General features: G+C 32.4%; 25 protein-coding genes, 1 pseudogene and 1 riboswitch. Of the genes and pseudogenes, 2 read left to right on the top strand and 24 right to left on the bottom strand.

Annotated features, from left to right (window positions below):
* Positions 1–274 precede the first annotated feature (274 nt).
* Positions 275–424, bottom strand: a pseudogene (locus BKP35_RS19950) (sporulation protein YhbH); the annotation flags it as partial.
* Positions 425–1,212: 788 nt separating this feature from the next.
* Here BKP35_RS19950 and BKP35_RS09065 point away from each other — a divergent pair.
* Positions 1,213–1,629, top strand: a complete 417-nt coding sequence (locus BKP35_RS09065; protein WP_071313032.1) for an ATP-binding protein — start codon at positions 1,213–1,215, stop codon at positions 1,627–1,629.
* A gap of 159 nt (positions 1,630–1,788) precedes the next feature.
* Here the strand turns inward: BKP35_RS09065 and BKP35_RS20075 are convergent, their stop codons facing one another.
* From BKP35_RS20075 to BKP35_RS09045, 5 genes are all read right to left on the bottom strand, one after another.
* Complete coding sequence (locus tag BKP35_RS20075; RefSeq protein WP_281244203.1) at positions 1,789–1,920, bottom strand: hypothetical protein; 132 nt, start codon at positions 1,918–1,920, stop codon at positions 1,789–1,791.
* A 79-nt stretch (positions 1,921–1,999) separates the two neighbouring features.
* Positions 2,000–2,632, bottom strand: coding sequence for a response regulator transcription factor (locus tag BKP35_RS19845; RefSeq protein ID WP_071313031.1), 633 nt, complete (start codon positions 2,630–2,632; stop codon positions 2,000–2,002).
* Between the two features lie 248 nt (positions 2,633–2,880).
* Positions 2,881–3,342, bottom strand: coding sequence for a chemotaxis protein CheX (locus tag BKP35_RS09055; protein ID WP_139192829.1), 462 nt, complete (start codon positions 3,340–3,342; stop codon positions 2,881–2,883).
* A gap of 65 nt (positions 3,343–3,407) precedes the next feature.
* Positions 3,408–3,938 (bottom strand): methyl-accepting chemotaxis protein, encoded by a 531-nt coding sequence (locus BKP35_RS09050; protein WP_071313029.1) that lies wholly within the window; start codon positions 3,936–3,938, stop codon positions 3,408–3,410.
* 203 nt (positions 3,939–4,141) lie between these two features.
* Positions 4,142–4,870: an EAL domain-containing protein gene (locus BKP35_RS09045; RefSeq protein ID WP_071313028.1), complete on the bottom strand. Its 729-nt coding sequence runs from the start codon at positions 4,868–4,870 to the stop codon at positions 4,142–4,144.
* A 93-nt stretch (positions 4,871–4,963) separates the two neighbouring features.
* Positions 4,964–5,050, bottom strand: a riboswitch (cyclic di-GMP riboswitch).
* Positions 5,051–5,293: 243 nt separating this feature from the next.
* Between BKP35_RS09045 and BKP35_RS09040 the strand changes: the two genes are divergently transcribed.
* Positions 5,294–5,509 (top strand): aspartyl-phosphate phosphatase Spo0E family protein, encoded by a 216-nt coding sequence (locus BKP35_RS09040; RefSeq protein WP_071313027.1) that lies wholly within the window; start codon positions 5,294–5,296, stop codon positions 5,507–5,509.
* Between the two features lie 362 nt (positions 5,510–5,871).
* Here the strand turns inward: BKP35_RS09040 and BKP35_RS09035 are convergent, their stop codons facing one another.
* From BKP35_RS09035 to BKP35_RS19485, 18 genes are all read right to left on the bottom strand, one after another.
* Positions 5,872–8,928 carry a DEAD/DEAH box helicase gene (locus BKP35_RS09035; RefSeq protein WP_071313026.1) on the bottom strand — a complete coding sequence of 1,019 codons (3,057 nt, stop codon included), beginning with the start codon at positions 8,926–8,928 and terminating at the stop codon, positions 5,872–5,874.
* Positions 8,929–9,243: 315 nt separating this feature from the next.
* The gene (locus BKP35_RS09030; protein ID WP_084031542.1) at positions 9,244–10,614 is read right to left on the bottom strand and encodes a serine/threonine-protein kinase; all 1,371 of its coding nucleotides are present in this window, start codon (positions 10,612–10,614) and stop codon (positions 9,244–9,246) included.
* Between the two features lie 77 nt (positions 10,615–10,691).
* Entirely contained in the window at positions 10,692–11,885 is a 1,194-nt protein-coding gene (locus BKP35_RS09025; protein ID WP_071313024.1) for a protein kinase family protein, read from the bottom strand.
* A gap of 890 nt (positions 11,886–12,775) precedes the next feature.
* On the bottom strand, positions 12,776–12,970 hold the full coding sequence (locus BKP35_RS09020) for a hypothetical protein (protein WP_071313023.1): 195 nt from the start codon (positions 12,968–12,970) through the stop codon (positions 12,776–12,778).
* Positions 12,971–13,018: 48 nt separating this feature from the next.
* On the bottom strand, positions 13,019–13,363 hold the full coding sequence (locus tag BKP35_RS09015) for a YolD-like family protein (RefSeq protein WP_071313022.1): 345 nt from the start codon (positions 13,361–13,363) through the stop codon (positions 13,019–13,021).
* A gap of 69 nt (positions 13,364–13,432) precedes the next feature.
* Complete coding sequence (locus BKP35_RS09010; RefSeq protein ID WP_071313021.1) at positions 13,433–14,269, bottom strand: hypothetical protein; 837 nt, start codon at positions 14,267–14,269, stop codon at positions 13,433–13,435.
* 121 nt (positions 14,270–14,390) lie between these two features.
* Entirely contained in the window at positions 14,391–14,786 is a 396-nt protein-coding gene (locus BKP35_RS09005; RefSeq protein WP_071313020.1) for a helix-turn-helix domain-containing protein, read from the bottom strand.
* Positions 14,777–15,031, bottom strand: coding sequence for a hypothetical protein (locus tag BKP35_RS09000; protein ID WP_071313019.1), 255 nt, complete (start codon positions 15,029–15,031; stop codon positions 14,777–14,779). Before BKP35_RS09000 ends, BKP35_RS09005 begins: the two co-directional genes overlap by 10 nt.
* Positions 15,032–15,447: 416 nt before the next feature.
* Positions 15,448–15,654: a hypothetical protein gene (locus tag BKP35_RS08995; protein WP_071313018.1), complete on the bottom strand. Its 207-nt coding sequence runs from the start codon at positions 15,652–15,654 to the stop codon at positions 15,448–15,450.
* A gap of 81 nt (positions 15,655–15,735) precedes the next feature.
* Positions 15,736–16,107, bottom strand: a complete 372-nt coding sequence (locus tag BKP35_RS08990; RefSeq protein WP_071313017.1) for a hypothetical protein — start codon at positions 16,105–16,107, stop codon at positions 15,736–15,738.
* Positions 16,108–16,168: 61 nt separating this feature from the next.
* Complete coding sequence (locus BKP35_RS08985; RefSeq protein ID WP_071313016.1) at positions 16,169–16,642, bottom strand: hypothetical protein; 474 nt, start codon at positions 16,640–16,642, stop codon at positions 16,169–16,171.
* A gap of 112 nt (positions 16,643–16,754) precedes the next feature.
* Positions 16,755–17,045, bottom strand: a complete 291-nt coding sequence (locus tag BKP35_RS08980) for a hypothetical protein (protein WP_071313015.1) — start codon at positions 17,043–17,045, stop codon at positions 16,755–16,757.
* A complete protein-coding gene (locus BKP35_RS08975) occupies positions 17,042–17,494 on the bottom strand; it encodes a hypothetical protein (RefSeq protein WP_071313014.1) in 453 nt (150 codons plus the stop codon). Before BKP35_RS08975 ends, BKP35_RS08980 begins: the two co-directional genes overlap by 4 nt.
* A 213-nt stretch (positions 17,495–17,707) precedes the next feature.
* A complete protein-coding gene (locus tag BKP35_RS08970; RefSeq protein ID WP_071313013.1) occupies positions 17,708–18,376 on the bottom strand; it encodes a hypothetical protein in 669 nt (222 codons plus the stop codon).
* A 195-nt stretch (positions 18,377–18,571) separates the two neighbouring features.
* Positions 18,572–19,231, bottom strand: coding sequence for a hypothetical protein (locus BKP35_RS08965; protein ID WP_071313012.1), 660 nt, complete (start codon positions 19,229–19,231; stop codon positions 18,572–18,574).
* Positions 19,232–19,468: 237 nt separating this feature from the next.
* Positions 19,469–20,545, bottom strand: coding sequence for an S-layer homology domain-containing protein (locus BKP35_RS08960; RefSeq protein ID WP_071313011.1), 1,077 nt, complete (start codon positions 20,543–20,545; stop codon positions 19,469–19,471).
* Between the two features lie 361 nt (positions 20,546–20,906).
* Complete coding sequence (locus BKP35_RS08950; protein WP_071313009.1) at positions 20,907–22,133, bottom strand: hypothetical protein; 1,227 nt, start codon at positions 22,131–22,133, stop codon at positions 20,907–20,909.
* Positions 22,134–22,306: 173 nt separating this feature from the next.
* Positions 22,307–22,528: a hypothetical protein gene (locus BKP35_RS19485; protein WP_169819181.1), complete on the bottom strand. Its 222-nt coding sequence runs from the start codon at positions 22,526–22,528 to the stop codon at positions 22,307–22,309.
* Between the last annotated feature and the right edge of the window lie 135 nt (positions 22,529–22,663).

The following is a 22,663-nucleotide window of genomic DNA, read 5'->3' as shown; positions in this document are numbered from 1 at the left end:
TCATTATGAAGTCCTCCTTGGTTAACTAAGTTAGGGGTCATCTCGGTGCACGATTTGACACCCCGTATCATACCAGGAGGGCTCTTTTTTTTTCAAGTCCCCGAAAATCCTTCTAACAGGAATGCTCTTTTTATGAACTTATTTTCAAATATTAAATAAAACTAAAGGTTCATTGCTGCGCAGTAAAAAGTCTACTGTTCCATAAAAATATAGTGATTGATTAAAAACAAAAAATCCTTACCACCAGTATTTCTAGTGATAAGGATTTCCCTTTTTAAACCAACGTCTCCTCTTCTTTCCTAAAGAAACTCTTCAGAGCGCGGTAGACGTCACCTTTATCTTTTAATATAAAGTGACGGAAGCGTTCGTTTTTGATGTTTTTGTAGGCGTTCATTAGTGTACTGTGGCGCTTGTATTGGTATAGTCGGCCGGGATGTACACCATGTAATTTATTAGTCAAGGATTTAAGAAATTTTTTACAATTTCTTTTTCTATAAATTCTTATGAAAAAACAATGATAGTTAAATCAACTATTACCAGCCTTTAAGTTATTTTTATTGTACTAATCATTATCAAAGATCCCAAAATTCCTGTTCCCAGACCAGTCTTTTACACCTAAAACTAAATCGAGATATCCCCTTCACTAAATCGTGAATAAAATTCGAACAGGAGCAACCGCACCATGACTACTTCTGCTGTTCACGTAAAGCCTCCGTTCGTTGGAGAAAGACTACCTGTGACCGTCATGTTAAGGTGAACACTTTTTGCTAACTAAATTGAACACAATAATTCTCCATATTTGTAAACAGTGGTAACCCAACGTCCCTTGACATGGAGCCTCTACAAGAGTGTTTTGATGCTAAAAGGGGCAGCTAGAATACATTTAGCTGCCATTGCAAAAAGGCTAACACTCTTGCCGCTCCACGTAAAGGGCGCGTTTTACTTCCAAGTTTATTAATCACTTAAATGTATATATGTGAAAAATTATTTGAGCGAAATTAGCTAAAGCTGTTCATTCCTGTTTGTCAGTCACACTACCCTTTAATTATCTAAACTCTAAACTAATCTAAATAGAATAGTAATGATTATTCAAATAATATAAATGTTTTTATAATGATACAAATTTCGACAACATAAGACAAACCTCTTAGGTTACAATGCTTTTTGTAACAAACTAACTTTATCAGAAAAGATTACCAGGGGGAGAATGATTTGCCTTTATTTCATAAGATATCAAGTTTCATGATTAGTAGCATGGAAGAGTACCAAGATTTATGTATACGTTTAGAAAAACAAATTGAAATGATTTGTAATAAAAGTACAGTATTTTTAACACAAATTGCTGTAAAAGAAGCCTTGAATAACGGTATTGAACATGGTGCGTTTCCAGTACACATTGAATTTACCAATTTACCTACTGGTGAATTATTAATAAAAGTAAGAGACAATGGACAAGGTTTTTTAGTGAAAGATAAAATAGGCTTGATACGTGAGAAGGGTCCTGACCAATTATTAGAAGAACAAGGATTTGAAGAAAGAGGAAGGGGACTCTTAATTATGCATAAAGCGGTAAGAAACGTAAAGTTTAATGAAAAAGGTAATGAGGTTTCTCTTGTTATTGCTTCATAACTCTACTTAGCTCTTATATAAGATATTAAAGAGAATATATTATCATCTTCAAAAGTTGGTTCCTTTACAATGTTGTATGTTTAGGAACCGACTATTTATATTTGGATTTTTATACTATCCTGATCGTGTAACAATACATCTTCAACAAACTGTATTTTACTAATGATCTTCAAATATAAATTTCAAATATTCATCAATTGTCATATCTAAGTTTACACCATTATTACCTTCTTCTAAGTCGTTCTCTAAGTATGTAAGTAATTGGTCTAAAGTCATTGTTTCTCCATTCAAACCTAAGTTACCTCCTTGTTTACCTTCTAAATTAATTCAAAAAATGATAAAATAAAAAAATAGAGATTTATGTATTTATTTATATAAAAAGCCATTTTTTCCGTAGTGCTGTTAATACAGCATTAGTACGATCAGGTACATCCATTTTTTGTAATACATTACTTACATGATTCTTTACAGTCTTTTCAGATATAAAAAGAACTTCTGCAATCTCTTCATTTTTATAACCTTTGGTAAGCAATTCTAGAACTTCCCATTCACGTTTAGAAAGTATACCTTTAGGTTTGATAGGGATTTTTTTATTTATTTTCACATAATCTTCAAGGAGAATCGGCGACAAAGAATGGTGAACATATCTTTCACCATTTATCACTGATACAATTGCGGTTAATAACTCTTCTTTTTCCATTCCATTATAAAAATACCCATCTAAATTTAATTTAAAATATTCTATTAAATCCCCCTTGTCTAAACTAGATGTCCAAATGATGATTTTCACGTTTTTATTCGTAAATCGATCAATCGTAGATAAAATATCAGTTTGCGTATCCGCATCTATAATTACTAATCCATTATTAATGGTTTGTTGAAATAAAGTTATACAATCATGTGATCCATACACTTCTACCTTATAATCTATGAACCTTTCTTGCAGTACATTTTTCATCCCATCTCTTAATAGTGAAGATTCTTTAATAAGAATAATTTTCATGTTTTTCACCTTGTTAATATAATTTTATTTTTACTCAATAAATAGGATAGTCAGTTTGAGCGAACTATTAACTGACTATCCCCCGATCACACTATTCTTTTTATGTTAGATAAATCCAAAACCACAAACTAAAAACGAGTGAGGCCATAACACATCTCAACTAACATAGACCTTGCAACTATTCCTGACTCTCAGCAAGAAAAATCGACTTACATTTTAAGGGAAATCCCTCAAAACCCTCAGCCATATCAATCTAGCAATAAATAGATATTCAGTGCACCTGCATTTTCAATAGAAATAGGAACACGAAGGGCTTTTTCATAACCTGTTAATGTAGTATTTCCTTGTAAAATAGTTGGCGATGTGATGTCCGTTATAATCCCTTGTTCATTAATATTCGTAGACAATCCACCTGCAATCATATTTCCTAACTCTCCACTAAAAGATACTAGCATATCTCCTTCAAGAGGCATTCCAAACATTGTTTCCCCAATAATACCGAAAGTTTCAGTATCTCCGGTTATCACCATTTTTCCTTTTGCATCACCAGTAATTCCGATCAAAACACCAAATTTAAGTTTTAAAACTTCACCAGAAATTACAGGTTTTTGAAGATTTAGCTTTAACGGAACAATACTTTTAATCGATTTAATCGTTCCATTCAATAATTGGGTGATGGTTTGTTCTTTCTTTTCAGTAACGTTTAACAAAATCCCATCTCCTTTTGACTTAATTTAGCAACTCAATATCCAGAAACTCTTATAAATGGCCTTAATCACACAACTTTAAAACTCTTAACTACATGATCCAACTTATTTGATAACCCTTTTAACTCATTACTCATTGCAGATAATTGTTGCATCGTAGATGACTGTTGTACTGTTGATTCTGCGATTTCTTGATTACCCGCTTTTGTTTCTTCCAAGACTGCTGATGTGTTAGTTACCGAGTCCTTAATTTGACTGCTACTTTGGCTTAAATCATTTATTACTTGTTGAATTTCTTGTATTTGCACTTTAATATTTCCTGTTGCTTTTTCTATGTCATTAATATTTTCTTCTGTACCAATGACCTGATGCACCATTAGATCCACTTCGTTACCGCTCGTTTTTGTATCTTCAACAATTTCACTAATTCCATTTTGGATTTCTCTGATTAAATCTTGAATTTTTGTTGTTGAATTTTTAGATTGATTTGCAAGCTTTCTAACTTCATCAGCAACTACCGCAAAACCCTTTCCAGCTTCTCCTGCTCTCGCCGATTTTATTGCCGCATTTAACGCTAACAAATTGGTTTGTTCTGCCATGTCGCTATAATAACGATGACATCGTTAACCGCTTCAGATTTTCCACTTAATTTATTAACCATATTAATGGATTTATCTACTTTATCTTTAGTTAATTTTGCCCTTTCAATTGAGTTCTTGATAGCACCCTTACCATCCTTAACAAAGTCAATCACTTCCGAAGAGGAGTCATCAACTTTTACAACACTATAAGTTGCATTTCACTAGGTGTTAATTTCGCAGTTATTAACTTGTAGCATCTTGGGTTTGCCTAAGTAATACCCTTGTCCAAAAGTAACACCTAATTGCTTTATAGTTGCTAAATCTTCGGTTGTCTCTATTCCTTCGATAATTAAGTTTGATTCATTGCAGTAGTTTGTAAACAACGTTACTAACTTTTGCTTCTCTTTATTTTTAGAAATATCAGTTGAAAAATAACGATCTAATTTTATAAAATCTGGTTTCAATTCTACAATTCTTTGTAGAGAGGCTGCACCCTTTCCTACATCATCAATAGCAACGCGACATTCTAGCTGATGTAAGAAGTTGATTCTTTGGTTTAAAGCATCAAAATTCCATAAATGATCTTCTTCGAACGATTCATTTATTTCAAAAATAATCCGCCCTTTCAATGAATAGCGATTATCAAGAACTTTTTCAACGAATTTAGGGAAGTGTTTGTTGAGTAATGTCGAAGGGAAAACATTTAAGAACAATAGTCCTTCATGGTCGAAAGAAGAGAAGTTAATTATAGCCTGTTCTATTGAGTAAGTATCTAAGAGAAAAAGTTCATGGTGGTTACTAACTTCACGAAAAAGTTGTTCAGGACTAGCATATTCTCTACAACGTATAAAAGCTTCGTATCCGAAAACTTTATCGCTTTTTAAATTAATAATGGGTTGAAAATGATGATAATAACTCTGTTTTTCCAAAAAACCTCCATATAGTAACATAAAACCCTCCATAAACTTTACTTAATTAAAAAATAAAGACTAATCTATCAAAATTAGATTAGCCAAAAATATTATTGAATATAATATAATGATTTTGGTAACCTAGCTATCTTAGTCGTGAATGACCTTAGACCTATGGCTTTGCGTCCCTACCTTTCAGTAAGTTTGCCTTTTTCAATATTATCATGTAATTTTACCCGTTAAAAAACCCTCAATAGTTACTAAGTATATTACTTAATATGACAATTATCAACACATTTCGGCAAACGCGTTCACAAAATTCTCACTTTTTTAATTATAGCTTTTCACGAAAACTTTTGTCGTTTTTTAGTTCTTTTGTCGTAACTATTAACAGTTATTATGACCTACTATAAAATGGTTCCTGTTGTGTGATTTAACTATTTAATTATTGGAGCTGTTATGATGTATAAGGTATCAATAAAAGAATTAGAGTTAAAAATTAATAAATTACGTAGATGTATGGTTTTTACAGCTCAACTAAAAGGGACTAACCATTCTGATACAATAAAGCAAAGCCAAGAATTAGATCAACTCTTAAATGATTATCAAAAAAATATTCCCCTTATGCCTGCTGCCATTGAAAATGGCAGCAGACGGGTCTTATTGAAAAACAATTAAATTTTTATAACATTACTATGGTATTATATCTTTTTCACCAGAGGATTGCAGTGGTAAACAGTCTGTCATTCTTTGGTACACTCTATGTATTTTGTTGGTAAATGCAATGTCAGGGATGGTACATTTCATTGGCTTAATCAACGATCGTTAATTTTTTTTAATGGCATAAGAAAAGCACCTCTCTTTATTTGATATAAGTACGATGTAAGTAATGTTAAATATTTATATGCGATGTTTGATTGGAAGCTTACTATGAAATGCGCATACAAAAACGCGCACTCCCTAAGAAGAAATACGCGTTTTCCGCAATATATAATACAAAAAAATCAATTTAAATTTCAGCTCAATTTCGATTGAACATTTCACATACTACCATTTAACCGAGGAAGGTATTCACATGCTGTATCAAAAATATCCATCTTGGAAAATCGATCATAATCGCCTACTACAATAAAATTTTTCTTCGCACGAGTAACCGCTACATTCACTAAGTTAGGCTTACTTACAATCCAACTTGCTGCCCCTTGTTGTGTACTATCCGTTCCAATTACAAAGAATACAGTTTCAGCTTCTTTCCCTTGAAATGTATGCACTGTACCGACACTTCCATTTACCCATTCTCGTAATTGCTGAATTGGTTTATTTGTTAACTTTTGAAATTGACTTACGTTTTTATACAATAAGTTTTTTAATTCATCCTTTACAGCTGCAAAAGGTGTAATAATATATATACTCGGCAGCTCATCGATACTTTTTCTCTCTTTAAACATTTTAATTATAGCTTCTACTACTATTAACCCTTCCTCTTTAACATATTGGTTTTTTATTGCTTTTCCACTAACATCAATCCAACAACTATTCTTAGACTCTTGTTCTCTGAAAAGAACCATCCTATCATCGTAGGCTATTTTATTAGAAATGGTAAACATTGGGTTGTGACAACGTCGATGAACCCATAATGGAATACCAATCCACTGCTGATCGGTTTTCCATTTTCCTTTATTGTTAGCAAGATCAGCAACCGATTGAACTGATGAATTTAGTGACATAAATGCCTCATCCACCTCATAGTATTCCCTAATATCTCTTAGTAAGGTTTCGGGTAGTGTTACAACAGGCTCAATTTGCAATGGATCTCCAACAGCAACAACATGTTTAGAACGCCAAATAGCTCCTGCAGCAGCTTGGGGTACTGCTTGTCCAGCTTCATCTATAAATAAATGTCCTATTTCCCCAGCATCAAACCTTTCGAGGAATCGATTAACAGAAGCAAATGTGGTAGATATTACTGGTACTATTAAAAATAAAGTTTGCCATCCTAATTTAATGGCTTCATTATTTTGCTTAAAATTCGTATCAATCGATCTCCTGTTAAATAAAATTGCCAAATTTTTTGTAACTCTCTTTGAAGCCAAAGATAAAAATATTTTATGAACTTTCATTGCTGCAATAAAAGCCTGTGAACGGAGATGATTAAGTTCCACTGAAATCCAAGGTACTTCCTTTTGACGTTTATTATAATTATCTTTTTTCCAAAATTCAGAATCAGGTACTATTATTCCTTTTTCTCTCAATTTTTCAAATTTACCTTTTAGCGTAATTTGTTTTTGTTCTAAAGTTTTTTGTACTTCCTCTTTAGTTTTTAGTTCCTGTTTAATTTTCCTAACCTTTGTATCTAAATGGTAAATTTTTTTAACGACCTCATTATTCTTTTGTTGATAATAGTCATACTCTTTTTGAATTTCGCGACCTTTTTTCGTCAAAGATTTCCATATACCTATTCTGGGAGTGCTTTCTAGTATTCTTTGTAATTGTAAACTCTCTGAATCTAATAACTCCCTTTCCGTTTCAAACTTTTTCAATTCTACATATATATCATCTATTTCTTTCACATTCTTATTAAACTGGCCTTTTGCCTTTTCATACTCTAAGAGTTCCTCAACAAAATTACTCAACTCTTTTTTCTTACTCTCAATACGTTCCTCAATTATGAGCAGCTCTTCTTTAGCATTTTCCCAATCGCGCTGTGTATATGTATGATTTGTTAGTTCATCCACCATTCTATTGGGCTGATCCTTGCTACCAAACCAAAAAGAGTTCTCGAACTTTTCAATGTTTTTGGCATTTCCTAATGTCGCTGAAAATAATCCCCATGGTCCTGTTTCTAGCTCTTCATCATCTAAATCATACTTATCATACATTAGTACTGTCGCAACATTTCTAAAATAATTAAGATCAGCAGTTAGCTTATAAATTTCATCTTCAAATTGCTGTTCAACTTGACTAAACTCATTATTTCTGACTCTCATAACCTCTTTTTTTTGTGGTAATTCTTTAGAAATATTTTCAACGGCACTATTGTTTGAAGATGCCACGATTATACTATGATATTTAATGTTTTCTGCAACATTATAGGGGGTTATTTTACTTTTTTGTGTCTGCACATTGTATTCAAGCGGAATAAAAGCATCTAGAGGATTTTTAAATGTAATCATTTGTTTTGCGCGCTTAAATAAAATATCAGCAAAGACATCTTTTAACAAAGTTGTTTTTCCTGTTCCAGGTGGTCCATTCACTGAATCGATATTTGATTCACCACTCAAAATGATATTGACTGCCACTTGTTGCATAAGTGATAACTTAAAGTGCGGAGGAGCAGGCCACCGTGCATTCGGAATTTGTGTGGGATGAACCCATTTCTCCAATTCTGCTTTATTCTCATCCACATCTATTCTTTTTTGGCTTGAACAATTTAAATAGGATAATAAAGGGGAAGAAAACACTTCAGACTCTAAGATCTTTTGTAAATCCTTTAAATAAAAACTATTCATAAACGAGGGAGTTTTCTGATTTGATAATGCTTCCACAGTGATATCAAAAATATATCCTTCTTCCTTCAATAAAAATATTTCTTCGGGCCAATTCAAGTGTTTTTCCAATAGTTTTTGCATTTCCTTGATTTTAGGCATATCTAATTTTTTTGCTCTAAATTCCTGATCAAATAACACATTCAATTCCTGTGTTATTGTTTCAAAATAACAAGATAAATTTTTATAAATATCGTCCTTTTTTTTAGCTTTTATTTTCCCAAGAAAGCATGCAAAATATGTTATTTCTAAACTTCCCACTTGATAAAAACCTTCATTTGTAACGGTTATTGTTGCCATGAAGGTTTTTTCATTTGAGAATTGATGGAATTCCTCGTTACTTTCAAAAACATCTCTAATGTATTCTAAAATTTTTTTCATTGCGCACAAACCTAATGAAACACGAAAGCCACAACTCTTTCTAACATTCTTTTCCCAGTTTAACATTTCTTCAGAAGAATAAAATTTAACCTTATCCTTGTCTATTTTTGGCATACTTAGAGCTTCACTTAAAACCCAAGATTGTAGAATTCTCTTCTCTTTGTTATTCAAGATACACCACCCATTTCATTACCTATATTTGAAAAGCCAACCAACAAGATTGATTTTTCAAAAAAGTTAAAACGAAAAAACCTAATCTATTTCAGTTGGCAATAAAAAATTAAATTAGTCACTTTTTACTCGGAATAATTGCCTTGTACTCTATTACCTTAGATAATAACGATGTTTAAAGGAGCACTTCTCCCTCTCTTAAAGGGGTCCCGTCAGGAAAATGCGGATTTACAACGCTAAGCCTATTTTCCTGACGATTCCCCAACAAAAAATTATATCTAACCTAGTACCGATCTTGAAAGTTAAAATCTTAACTTAATTTATTGGCTCAAATGAAAAAGCTTCAATAAAAGCAACATGTTTGATTCTAGGTTCATTATCATCTATAAACTCTTTTACAATTTTATGATTACTGTACTTTGAAATTGCCATTGCTATATTTACAACTAAACGCTCATTATCATATTCATTCGTTACTATTCTTAATAAGCTGCTGTGTGCTTCATTAAAATGACGACTATAAACATTTGTAATCATATCTGCTATCTTTGCCTTTAAACGATCATGATAATAAAAATTGCTCATTAAAAAATGACATATTGAATTCATAGATCTAAAAGTCCATCTAGTTTGTCCCATTATTTGCTCTAGCTGTTCTTGATATCGGTCTATAAATAAATCTACATTTGATGGTGCAGCATATTCCTTCACCCATGTAGCAATAAGATTGGGTGGCGCCATCAGTAATGGCGAGAAATATTCATCATATGTTAAATGACCCTGCTTTTCCCCTTTATACAACCGCTTTTTATTTGTAAGATATTCTGTTAAATCTATAAAGCTCTCTTCACTCATGGTTTGACCAGCTGCAAAGTTATTACATATTTCATGAAAAGTAGATCTAACCCTTCGGGAGTTTCTTAACCTTTGAAATCGATGTAATAGATTTATGACTTCATCTATGTTTCCTGGTCTTTTATTTGGATTATCCTGCATCAAGTCACTGATAATATTACTTAAAGAACTCTCTATTGGCCTTGTTATCGCACGTAATGGATTATCCCCTGTACACATAAATAACATTAGTGCCCCAATAGAATAGATATCAGACAGTTTAGTTGCATTTGACAATGATTTGTATTGTTCCGGTGCAATAAATGCATCATGACCTAACCTTGAGTGTATAGATCGAGTTAGAGGCTTTGTGCTTTTCTTAAAATCACGGCCAAGACTAAAGTCTGCCACTCGTACATCAATATATTCATCCTTAATAAATAAAAGGATATTACTAGCTCCTAAATCTCTATGTAAAATATCATTATGGTGAGCATCCTTCATTGCATTTAATATCGAGTAGGTGATATTAATCGTTAACTCGTCACTTAATGCCCCTTGTTTAAGTACATAATCATGGAGATTAGTTGTTGCCCGTGGCATTACAAACCAAGGTAGACGAGCATTTGAATTAAAATCTAAGATGTCAATTACATTTGAATTATCTTTTAGTTTTCCTAAACAGTGTATTTCCCTTTGTATTCGTTGAAGATCTTCCCTATCTGAATAATTAGGGTGAAGAGCTTTAATTACTTTAGTTTTATCGGAATTAATTTCTAATATTTCACCGTATGCCCCTTCATTTATTTTCCTAGCATTGTATCTATCGGTCCACTCCATCGCAATAATCATTCCTTTTCTACTAAATTTATCCCTTATAAAACTGTTTCTTTATTATCTTTTTATTTCTTTAATTTTATCTTGACCGTTTAGTTAAAGGTGGAAGCAACTTTATCGAAAGCCAAACTCAATTCTTTGATAGTAGAATACCGATCGTTTACATTATCGGATATTCCTTTAAGGGTAAATTCTTCAAGGATTTTATTATCTTTAAAATCAGATATTGTTTTTTTTCCTGTGAGCACAAAATATATTAATCGAGTGAGAGCAAATGTTTCGTGATGAATTTCATATTTATCAAAACCAATGATCTCTAACTTTCGATCGTTAAGTGAACCTTTAAATTCAGTATTTTTACTTGTTAACGAACTATCTAGTCGCTTAACTAAACCAAAATCAGATATCTTAACAACATTTAATCCATCATATTTTTTTATGAGAACATTTTTTGTACTTATATCCCTATGCAGAACATTTTTGCTACTAATGTAGATGAAAGCTCGTAGAATTTGTTTTACTAACCCGATTCTTTCGTTGTCATTTAGCGTATTATTATGCTTTGAAATATATTTTTCAAGAGTTTCATCAGCGTACTCCATGATGTATTCATGTTTCTTCTCGTTAAATCTATAGACTTCTAAAACATAGGGAGAGTTTAATTTTTTCATTTCCTCAAATTCGATCTTAAAGCGCTTGAGCTCCTTCTCAGTTAAATCTTTACGTGCCTTTTTAATAACAAAAAAGCAGTTGTAAATTTCATCCTTATACTTGTAAACGGTCGCATATGAACCTTCACCAATTAACTTCAATGGATAGAATACTTTCTCATCACTTCTCTTTACTGAAAAAGAAGACTTCAACTCAAACATCGGTTCTGTTTCAAGAAGACTTATTTTTTCAAAGCCTTTTGGTATTGTACTACCTAAACTTTCAGATAGAAAAAACTCTAATTCTTTTATCCTTTCCTGATAATAAGGATGAATATCAAAATCATATTTAGTGGCTCTAACGTTCGACTGCACCACCCTAATTTCATTCAGTAGGAAAATAAGTTTACGACTTTCTTGGGCGGTATAATGTCCATTCTTTATTCTACTGTTCATATATTTAAATAGATAGTTTATTTCATAATGGAGAAATGAAAAAAATTTACGGAGATTGATAGGGAAGATGTTTTCATAAAATTGTATATACAAATTGATATGTTCATCTCCATAGTCCTTGATCAAATCATTGAGTTTATTTTCTATATAAATACCTTGCCCATCAATTGTTGATACCATTTTAATAGTTTTCCTCCCTCTGAAAATGTATAACTATAGTTAGAATATCAAAATTTTACAAAATTTGAAAACCTCGGTTTTGAAAATTTGTAAAAAGAACAAAAAAATACCGATAAATATTTTTTATCGGCGTTTTTTTATTTCCAGAACTGCCACCATCTTTGTAGTTACATTTTTTTCTCTTTTCTATGCATACTGGTGTTTCATTTCCTTACTCGTAAAAATTTCTTCAAGAATACTAAATATTTTTGGATCAAACGCTTTTACATCCAATTCTTCCATTATCTTAATTGCTTCTTCCTTAGAGAAGGCAAACTGATTCTCTCGATATTTTCTCGGTCTTCTTAAAGCACTATATATCCGTCACTTGAGCAATTCTCCCCTCTAGAGTAATATTCTTTTCTGTTACATATAATCTTTATCATCGTTATTTGACGTCCACTGTATTTTTTCTATAATTTCGTTATTTAAAGTAAACCTTTCTAAAGCCGATAGTGTATAATGTCTAACTCTAGGGTGAACATCTCCAAATGGATATCCAAGCCCATTTAATCACTCATGATGTCTTAAACAGAATTGAACAATATCCTCTCCGAATCCTAGATCTGATAGAGTTAATACGCCAAGTAATACATGATCTTTTATTGTTTTATCTCTTTAAATAAACCAGCCCCCTATTTCCTATAAATCTTTTCTTGCATCCAATATGCTCTTTTCTAATTATTCTTAAAGCTGCTTTACGTCTAGCTTTTTTATACTGGTTGTAGCTTGTGATTTTTCTGATTCTAAAAAAGGAACCGGATATTCAATTGACTCTTTCTTCCTTATATTACCTAATTCTAGTGGAATTAATTTTGAAAGGTTTATTGATTTATCATTGTTTTCCGAGATTATGGTGTTATGTTTTTTTGAAACTCTTGAAGATTTTCCATTAATTTCTCTAAAAACGGTAAAGGGTCTTTAATTTCATTGGGATTCTTCCTTAAAATCAATAATAATTCCAAAATATATTTGTATCCCAATGCCATTAATAATTTTATTATTTCATCTGTCGGTTTTGATAAAGTAGCAATTTTCCATGACATTTTAACCGCTTCCTCTTTTTTGATCCATATTCACCCTATCCATATTTTTTAGCCAACAGCAATAGAAACTCTTAATGTACATTCAAATTTTATTGAAAACGGTATTCCTTCTTCATCTATAAGCTTAAAAACTTTTTGGTATAGATCGCAACTTCGAACAAAACCTTTTTTCGTTAAAATAAATCCTTCCTTCCAATAAGTAAATTCAACTAATGAATTACTTGTTATTGCTTCACTAAGAGTCGCTTCAACTTCTTCAATTTCTTGTTGATCTAAAATAGGCTTTTCTACCTTAGTCATTTCATATTCTAATTTTCTTAACAATTCTACGTGTTCAGGAAGCATCATTGCCATACTCCATTTTTTTGCTCCACGATCAATATATCCACTCATTTTTTTACCTCCCTTAAAAAGAACATCCGTTCTTATCTTAGGGCATAATTTATTGATTTTCAAGTACTATCACTTACGTTTAAAATTCTCTAAATATTTATCACTCTTGATAATTATTTCTGTCATTTGCTTATCCTGGTAATCATTTTTACGAAGATGGCCATAAACCAGGATGTCTTTTCCTATCAGCTGCTTTTCATTATAAGAAAAATCCTTCCAATGCTGCTGAAATATCACTATTGTGAAGGGGACTACATTTTCTTCAAAATTTATATACATAACCTTTTCGCGCTTTACCATATTAGCTACTTTTCCGTACACAAAGTAACCCACATTTTTCAGCATTTCATCATTCCATAACATTTTATGAGCTTGTTCTTGGTCAATAATCAGATCAGAAATAGGTACTTTCCTTCCCCCTCCCACATTAATCAAGATCGATGACAATACGTCGGGTTCAAATTCAGTCAACAACTTAACAACACCTTTTACTGAACTTATGGATTGGGGGGTAAGAGTATCATTTTTAACTTTTACTGCGTCTTTATCCTTTTTGCCCTTTTCGCTTTCAACTGTAGAAGTCTCTTTATCCGGATCAATCCGTCCCATACTAAGACGAATGATCGTCTCCTTCATTTCATCTAACACTCCGTTTTGCTGATACTCTTTTACTTTACTTATAGATTGAACAAGATCAAGAGGTTGATAAAAACCACATTCTGATTGATGTTTGGATTCACCCTTTCCAGAAGTTTTAAAATGAGCAGCTCTTACTTCATTTCCTTGCAGAAAAATTAATGGTGAATTACAATTCTTATCCATACAAAATATTCGTGATCCATGTATCTCTTCGTTATATTCTAGTGATGATACGATTTTTCCATTGTGTAATTTAGCCGATAACATTTCCCTTCCCCCAATCTTTTTTAATAAAATTATTACGTATAATAAAAAACGCACACTTCTCCTAAGGAGAAATGCGCGTCTTCCGCCACATTTATAATTAATAATATTATAGCATAAAATTCTAAATCACCTTCATTTTATGCCTCTTTTTACAACCATTATTACTTATTAATTTTGCAAACTCTTTTTCTTTTTGGGAACTACCATTTTCTTCTGTAAGCATTCTTTTAATACGATTAAATTCCATTCCCGATAATAAAGCAAGTAACACATCATCTCTATTGATAATCTTAAACCATCTTACTAATATATCCATATACAATGTTCGTTTGCCAGCTTCCAGTTTACTTACTGTACTACGTGAAATATATAATCTTTCAGCCATTTGTTCTTGAGAAAAATCTAATTGTTTTCTAGAAATTCTTAATAATTCTCCATAATTTATATTAGTATCGTCATTTACTGTAAATATTTTTTTAGCCGCTTCGATGGTAATAACCCCCTTACTTATAGCCACACACCAATAATACTTGGATCATCTTCTTTTTCACGTGGGATGAATTCCTTACCTTGAGGTATGTCGAGAAATTCTATATGATCTGTAACGACTATGTAAGGAGTAGGTTTTTCAATATCAAATATCCTCGCAACAATTTTATCTGGATAATCTTCGGGACTGTTATAAACGGTGATTAGAGGTAACAAAAACTGACTGAAATCACACTGATTAAAATCCGTTAATACTATATCATTTTTAACCAAAACTATTCCTCCTACTTCTATTGGTTAATAAATTAGATTTTATAAGAAATTAATATTTTTTAAATGGTTAAATACTGAGTCAACGAATCTAGGTTTATTTTCTGAATCGAAAACTGATTCAAAAGTATATCTCCAAGTTGCAAATTGCTGAAAGAATTTTAAATTCTCTCGCTTTGCTCCTATACGAGAAGGTATATTTATGAAATATAAAAAAGAAACAAAAGTATTAGTTAAAAAAAATGGACAGGTTACAAAGGAAGAAAGACACGAGATTACACTTACCAAAGAGGTATACATCCTGATCGGGAGCGTACTTCACATACTTCGTTCATTTTTTTAATATTTCTAGCCGTTTTTATGAGCGGCAATTTTATTACACATTATCACTTTGAATAGAACTACCCAAAACACTGGTACTATCTTCTTTCGGTAACTCCTACGTAAAATCTACATTCACCAATTTGCTCGTAATTTAATCCGAATTTATCAACTAACTCATTTTCATCCTTGTGTTTCGCTACAAATATAGGCTCTAAACCTTTTTCTAATAGAATAGGGCGATTATTATAAGCTCCTTCGACAATTCCAATATGCTTGTACCTTCTAAACTTAATTACCTTCATACTTCTCTCTCCTATATTCTTGAAAGATGATTTAATAATACAAAGCTAAGACCCCCTCTAAGAATTAGAAGGGGAACACTGTTATTTAATAGTTTGAGTTGATAAAACAAATCTCTTGCTTAATCCTTTACTTACACTCGTTAGCTCGTCCGTCAATTCTTTAATTTCTTTTTGAACTTTTTCAACATTACTAACTGTATCCATCTGCAAAAGTCCAATAATATTAGCCATATCTTTAAGATGATTGTCTGTTTTCTTTATTCGACTTTCAATAAATACATCATAATCACCAATAGCAAAATCAGTAAAATCCGAAATACTAACGATTACATAATCTGAACTTGTATCAATAAGAGTAAGTACCTTTTTTTCTGCAGCGTAAATTGTTTCTGCTACAAAACCATTGCCAAAAAGATCCACTAACTTTTGCTTCACTATTTCCTTTTCTAACATTTTCATTCCTCCTAAGTGTGTGTGTTTATTTATTTTATTACTTTGGTTAACAAAGTAATAATTACTTAATTACTTTTGGGTGCGGTAACCAAACTTCTTCATCTTTTTTTATAACTCCGTACTGTCCATATCCATCTTCGTCAACAAACCATACAAGATGTTTACGAAATTCAGAAGATTGAATATGAACCGGCTCATTAGGTGGCCCTACGCTCTTTCTTACAAAAGGACTCCAGCCAAATTCAATTTTTTCATTCACAACAATTTCTTCACCGGATTTATTATATACCCACACTCCAAAGTTTTTCTGCTCATCTGTAAACCAAACTAGACCATCAATCATTGGATCACCTGGTGGTTGATGTGGATACCCTTCATAAAAAGTATCTTTACGATGGTTGTTTCTCCAATCTACGCCAAGCTTATGATATTCCATGAAACTATCAGCTACTTCCCTTGGAAATACCTCATAAACATTACCAGAATTCTTTACAGCTCGATCTATTGGAAATTGAATTATTTTTGCTTTCAGCATTTATATCACCTCTATATTATACATATATATGTATATTTTATATGTAATTATGATTATAAAGGAAGAATTATACTTTTGTCTAGTTAAAAATAAAAGCTCCGGCAACCGAAGCTTAGTAAAATCTTAAAGCTATGTATGGTAAAACTGCTAATATCACTGCTATGAAAATAAAACCATACGAATAAAATCGCCAAATACGTTGTGACTTAGGATTTTTTTTCACTTTAAATAACTTCGCCACAATAAAGCATAAAAAAGCAGCTACAATACAAACTAGGACTCCCCATTGTTGCACATACGATAGTAACTCAATTAGGAATTTTTCCGACTGACCCGATGATGGTAAACCTGGCAACAATGTATCTTCTTCTATCTTCACTAATGGAGCATTAGAAAAAATCATTCTTCATCATCCTCTTCACCAAAAAGGATTTCATCCAAATCCAGATCGGACTTTCCTGTGCGGGCAAGGTCTTTATATGTCCCCTCATTAATCACCTGAAAACCATCAATAACACCATTATTAAACTCAAATATTATTTTTCCTTGGGGCACAACACGTGTTGATAAATACTGTTGAATTACATAATATAGGGTTCTTATGTTTTTGGTAAGAAGGTTTTTTTCATATTTCCTTCTCGGAAATGAAATAGCAAACTCTCCATCACTCTGCTTAATTACCGAGAAACGATCGGTAACTTTCGGAACAGAATTAAAGTTATATATCACTTCCAATATTCCATTTCCATATTCGGAATTGGAAAGATAGGGTGACTCCTCGCTCAATCTTTTAACTAATAGATTCATTGTCATTTCACTCAACGTTTCAGCAGTAAACTCTACTTTCTTCATGGTTTTCCCCCTAATTTCCTATAAAATTTATATTTAAATCATGATGATATTAATACCTTTAACTACATTATACATATATATGTGTATTGAGGAAGAATTTTTTTCATAAAAAAACATTTTCTACCTCTTTAAAAGGACTTTGGTTTTAGTAGTGATATTTATTTCATCTACAAACAAGATCTTTTAAAGAGAGAGAAAATCTCTCTCATGTAATCACATAGCTTTTTTTCCACTCAATTGAGATGTTTCGTTAATTTCCCAAACGGTGATGAAATTCCAAATACTCCTGTCAATTTCAACTTGAGAAATAATGATGTCGCCAATTGAAAGGTTTTGAACTTTATGATGATATAGCATTCTTTCACCAGTGCCATCACTAATGATCGCTGACATATCATCAAGTATGTCTATTACTTTACCAGACACATAATACAAACCTTTTTCCGGACGATCGTTCATATGAAGGTCAACTTCCGGAAAACTAAACCATGCGTTAGGTTTCTCATATTCTGTAACTTCTTGAAAATTAAACTTCTCTTGTTTAGGTTGGAATTTACTAACAAAAGCAAGAGATTTTTCGTCTAAATCAAGTTCTTTAAGCTTAGGTTTTTGTATAGATTTTTGGTCATAATCATGATTAACTTCCACATCTGTAATATTACTTTTTTCTTCTGTAACAACTGTTTCCTTGCTGCCCATGTCCATTATTTCTAGATGCATTTTTTCATTTTGTAACCTTATTGTTTCAGCTTCTTCTCTTATTTGTGATGCATAGAAGAGCTCTGTCCTAGACCTAGCTCGCAGTTCCGCACTTTTTGAAAATAACGATAGCGACACCGCAAATAAAAATAACAGAAATCCTACACCTAACATTTGAACCATACTCTTCCTCCTAAGTAAATTACTAGATACCATTCTTGCTGAGCTTTAAAAATTGCACGCAAAAAAGCCCCACGAATCATCATTTCTTCCTAAAGAAAAAATGAAACCCGTAGGGCTTAAAACTTCAAAATCAGGCTCAAATCGAGCAAATAAGAATAATAACTAGTAACATTATACCAATTTGTCGAAAAATACTCAATCTTTTTTTAGTCGAATTATCTTATTTTCATAACTTTTATAATGTTTAAAGTAGTGTTCCATTTGGGTGTCATCTTCTAATGGAGAAAGCACAAACCTTCTCAATTGTCTTTGACTACCAGGAAATGCAAATGTCACTGTGTCAATAATATTTTCTAATCTGCGGACCATTTTCCTTGTTCGTTTATACTCACCTTCAATATTCTTACTAGACTTTAAGCGCCCTTGAAAAAGCGATTTAGCCAAATATTCAACATCTTCCCTCGTTATGTCATTTTTGGATAAAGCCTCTAATGTAAAATGATTATCTTTTATTTCTGATTTTTTCCAATACGTAAGATTACAATGTTCAATTAAATATTCAATAAGATCTATAGCGTCTATAAAAATTCGAGTTCGGGAGACATTTAATCCTTCAACATTAATATGTTTTACACCCGTATTGATTTTATCATTCTCTATTATATTTTGTTCAAATGCAGCTCTTGAGAGATCAAACAATTCTATCAGTTCATTAATTGTTAATAAATAGTTAACGTTTGCATTTATTTTTTTTAACTCTTCGCATTGTTTAATTTCATTTAAAACCGTCTTATACGATACAGTCTTATCCGCGTCAAAATGCAATACTATTTCCACCACATTTCTTTTATTCATACATATACCTCTTTATTTATATTTTTAAAAATAAATTTAAAACACTTTGATATACTAAATATAACATATATAGGTATATTTTAATAAAACATTTGAAGTAAAAATAGTATTTTTCCTTTTTGGTTCAAAAATCGTTTAACTGAAATTTCTCGCTTCACGAAAACAAAAAAGTGACGTTGATACACGTCACTTTTCCGAGGTTAACTAGAATTTTTAATTTTTTTACTCGTTTACCTCCTATTTTCTAATTCCAATGTTTAAATTAGTGTGTAAACCTGAGTCTCTAGAGATAAAATATTCAATGCCGTCTGCTTTTTGCCAACCCGAAGTCCAGTTATTGTTTAAAGCGTCTTCGATAATATTTTTGTATTGAGTTGGGAAGTAATGTTTTAAGAAATCTTCGGTAAAGTTTTTTTGAATATCATTATAACCCCTTACCATTTGAATACCGATATGTTTTACATCATTAGTTGGAAGAAATAGCGCTCCCATGTAGTCGTCATAAGTCCAATCCGGGAAAAACGTAATTCCAACAACTCTATCAGTATCTTCATGTTTAACTATTTCCCCATTAATTGGAAAAGACTCAAAAGATTCAACCAATTTGATTATGTTATCCCTATCCATAGGCTTTGAAGGTCCTTTGTATACTGGTTTTTTTTCTGAAAAGAGAGGGTGTTTAGTCTCTATAACATAATCTGAACTTGCATTAATAAACTGACGAGGATTAGATTCCGTAAAGCCTAATGAGTTCATTCGCTTTATAAAAGTTACTGCTTGAGCTCTTGTTAAGTATGTATCGCCACGATAGCGTTCTTTGTATGTTCCTTCTGCCGTAAACCCCTCTGTTAGACCACTCTCGAACAACCATTCAATAGCTTTATCTAAAACAGCACTCTTCTCTGTATAGTATGCTATTATTTGCGCTACTGTATTTCGGTTAATTGCATGGGTTTTAAATCGTCCGTCTTGATGCCCTGGTAAGGTTAAGCCCGACTCTTTTGTAGCTTTGTAAATTCCGTCTGACCAATGACTTCCTTCTCCCATGTCAGGTTCTACAACGTTTGGGAAGAACCTCACTAACATTGCCATGAATTGAGCTTCTGTTACATTATCCTCTGGTTTGAATCTACCATCAGTGTAACCAAGTATAATCCCTTCGTCTGTAGCCCAATGTATTGCTTCTGTGTACCAGTGGTTTTCTTTTACGTCTGGGAATGATAGGTTGTCTGCTCGGACGACATCGTTAGTTACCCCGAGTACCAATGAAATGGCTATTAAAATACAGGGAATTATCGTTTTTACTTTTTTCATTCGTTTTCCTCCTAGTTTCTAATCGGAATATCTAATTTATTTGGGTCTAATCCCGATCTTCTTTGAATAGCATACTCAATACCGTCAACTTTCTTTAGGGCAACCCTCACATCTCACTCACACATCAGACCGAAGCTTTCAGCTTTGCTTTTTTCGCATACTTGAACACATGAATGCTTTTTGGTGAATGTAGAAAATTTCTTATGGATGTTCCCTGAAAAGCATTTTTGATATGCTTTCTAATGATGTTATAGGTACCGTTCGCATCGGCATGGATACGGATCTTCGGCCCTTTCACTTTATCGAAAGTTCTTGTTTCTCGGTAGCTCATTTTAGTTAATCACTAAATGGTAGCTTATAATTAATATTGTATCCTTCTGAATTGACTTCCGGTGATATCCCACCATGAGCCTTGTATTTTTATTAGTGGAAACCCGCGATATATTTTTGTTTCGAAACCTGCAACGTCAAACATGGCTGAGATGGCTTGGGCTCTTGTGTTTGAGTTCAGTTTGTTGTTTATGAATACATCGTAGGCTGAGCTTGATGTTCCTTGTGGTACGCTACCTGATTTTCTTAACGCTTTTTGTTGTACCTGCATGGCTTTGGTTAAGGTTTCGAATGAGACGCCTGTGTCGTAAAGGTAACCTATTCTGCCGTCTATGCCACCTAAACCTGCTTGATCATTATAGCTTAACCCTTCGTCCCAAGGTCTCTCTCCATTAAAGTAACGTTCATAGTAATGGGCTAGGGAAGCACTACCAACACCCCATTCAATTTCTTCGTACCCTTCAATCGCTTTTTTGGCTTCTTCAATTACCGCATCATACTCTTCTTGTGTTTTAACCCCGTAAGTTCTGCCATATAAGGTATCAATATTACCAACCTTTATTGTATCTATTAATTGAACATCCTTACCACTCTTTAAAAAGGTATCGTAGTTCTTCATGAATGTAACGATATGCGCTCTTTGTAATTCTTTGTATACCTTGTAACTATCGTAGGTTTTAGGTACGTCTCCAAGAACATCGGGGTATCCGTTACTTAGTCCTGCATCATACATAAACTGTACCGCTTTTCTCTCATTCACTTTTTGACCAAAATGAAGTTCCGCTAAAATAATCGCCATTTGTCCTCTTGTTATATTTTCAATTGACCTATTTAAGTTTGAAAGATTAGCTTTAGTTGAAAGGTCATACTTTTCGGCTAATTGGTAAGGTATACTCGCCCAATAGTCTGGATCTCTTGCTTCTGTTGTGTCTAACTCTTCTCGTTTTGTTTGACGAAACAGTACGGTAATAAATTGAGCTTCGGTGAGAGGGTCAGTTGGCATGAGCCAGTTTCCTGAAGCTCCCGTTCGTGGATGTTTTGTATAGCCTTGGATTAAACCTTGTTCAATTGCCCAAACCATGTTTTCTGACCAATATTGGTCATTTTTGTAGTCTTTGTATTGAGAACTTGTTGTTTGTGCTATTTCTACTGATTGTTCGTTGTCATTTGCTAGAGTTATAGCGCTATGATTAAGTAATGAACTTATAAATACTGTAGCTAAAAGTGTCTTTTTAATTATCTTACTCCATTTATCCATCAGAACCTCCATATAGATAACATAATTTGTTTTATTTTCATCCCCTTCCTTATTTTAACTGACAGGAAGTATATTCCACAATCTATTTTTCTCTCACTAACAAAACAAAAATTCACAAGTCAGAAATCTATAGTTTCCTAAAACAATAAAAAAACACCGTATAATTTACGGTGTCAAATACAACAATATTTCTTTAAATTCCTGTACTCTGAAATGTACACAATTTTTTTCGCTTTAATATCTTCCATTGTTCTTTGTACATCTAGAGCACTTACTACATTAATTTGATTAGATGTAATTTTCTTTACTTCTCTTTCTCTCGTAAGTATAGTGAAATTATTCTGTTCTCTACTAATCACTTGTACAATATCTTGATCAAATTTCACCAGTGTCATGAACAGATGTTAGCAATAGGTAAGCCTTTGAAGTGATCTCCAGCTTTTCCCCTGCTCCGCACCGAACGTGCTAGTTTCCCAGCATTCGGCGGTCCATCTAACGATGTATATTAAATTATAAGTTCTTCGTTACTT

Source organism: Anaerobacillus arseniciselenatis, from assembly GCF_001865995.1.
Taxonomy (GTDB): domain Bacteria; phylum Bacillota; class Bacilli; order Bacillales; family Anaerobacillaceae; genus Anaerobacillus; species Anaerobacillus arseniciselenatis.
Note: the sequence above shows the minus strand (reverse complement) of the source record. Positions and strands in the feature narration are given on the sequence as shown.

Coding starts and splice junctions, on each gene's coding strand:
- BKP35_RS19845 (WP_071313031.1), bottom strand. CDS start 2,632: ATGAAAATTATTCTTATTAAAGAATCTTCACTATTAAGAGATGGGATG.
- BKP35_RS09050 (WP_071313029.1), bottom strand. CDS start 3,938: ATGGCAGAACAAACCAATTTGTTAGCGTTAAATGCGGCAATAAAATCG.
- BKP35_RS09045 (WP_071313028.1), bottom strand. CDS start 4,870: ATGTTACTATATGGAGGTTTTTTGGAAAAACAGAGTTATTATCATCAT.
- BKP35_RS09040 (WP_071313027.1), top strand. CDS start 5,294: ATGTATAAGGTATCAATAAAAGAATTAGAGTTAAAAATTAATAAATTA.
- BKP35_RS09030 (WP_084031542.1), bottom strand. CDS start 10,614: ATGATTATTGCGATGGAGTGGACCGATAGATACAATGCTAGGAAAATA.
- BKP35_RS09025 (WP_071313024.1), bottom strand. CDS start 11,885: ATGGTATCAACAATTGATGGGCAAGGTATTTATATAGAAAATAAACTC.
- BKP35_RS09020 (WP_071313023.1), bottom strand. CDS start 12,970: ATGTCATGGAAAATTGCTACTTTATCAAAACCGACAGATGAAATAATA.
- BKP35_RS09015 (WP_071313022.1), bottom strand. CDS start 13,363: ATGAGTGGATATATTGATCGTGGAGCAAAAAAATGGAGTATGGCAATG.
- BKP35_RS09010 (WP_071313021.1), bottom strand. CDS start 14,269: ATGTTATCGGCTAAATTACACAATGGAAAAATCGTATCATCACTAGAA.
- BKP35_RS08995 (WP_071313018.1), bottom strand. CDS start 15,654: ATGAAGGTAATTAAGTTTAGAAGGTACAAGCATATTGGAATTGTCGAA.
- BKP35_RS08990 (WP_071313017.1), bottom strand. CDS start 16,107: ATGTTAGAAAAGGAAATAGTGAAGCAAAAGTTAGTGGATCTTTTTGGC.
- BKP35_RS08985 (WP_071313016.1), bottom strand. CDS start 16,642: ATGCTGAAAGCAAAAATAATTCAATTTCCAATAGATCGAGCTGTAAAG.
- BKP35_RS08980 (WP_071313015.1), bottom strand. CDS start 17,045: ATGATTTTTTCTAATGCTCCATTAGTGAAGATAGAAGAAGATACATTG.
- BKP35_RS08975 (WP_071313014.1), bottom strand. CDS start 17,494: ATGAAGAAAGTAGAGTTTACTGCTGAAACGTTGAGTGAAATGACAATG.
- BKP35_RS08970 (WP_071313013.1), bottom strand. CDS start 18,376: ATGGTTCAAATGTTAGGTGTAGGATTTCTGTTATTTTTATTTGCGGTG.
- BKP35_RS08965 (WP_071313012.1), bottom strand. CDS start 19,231: ATGAATAAAAGAAATGTGGTGGAAATAGTATTGCATTTTGACGCGGAT.
- BKP35_RS08960 (WP_071313011.1), bottom strand. CDS start 20,545: ATGAAAAAAGTAAAAACGATAATTCCCTGTATTTTAATAGCCATTTCA.
- BKP35_RS08950 (WP_071313009.1), bottom strand. CDS start 22,133: ATGGATAAATGGAGTAAGATAATTAAAAAGACACTTTTAGCTACAGTA.
- BKP35_RS19485 (WP_169819181.1), bottom strand. CDS start 22,528: ATGACACTGGTGAAATTTGATCAAGATATTGTACAAGTGATTAGTAGA.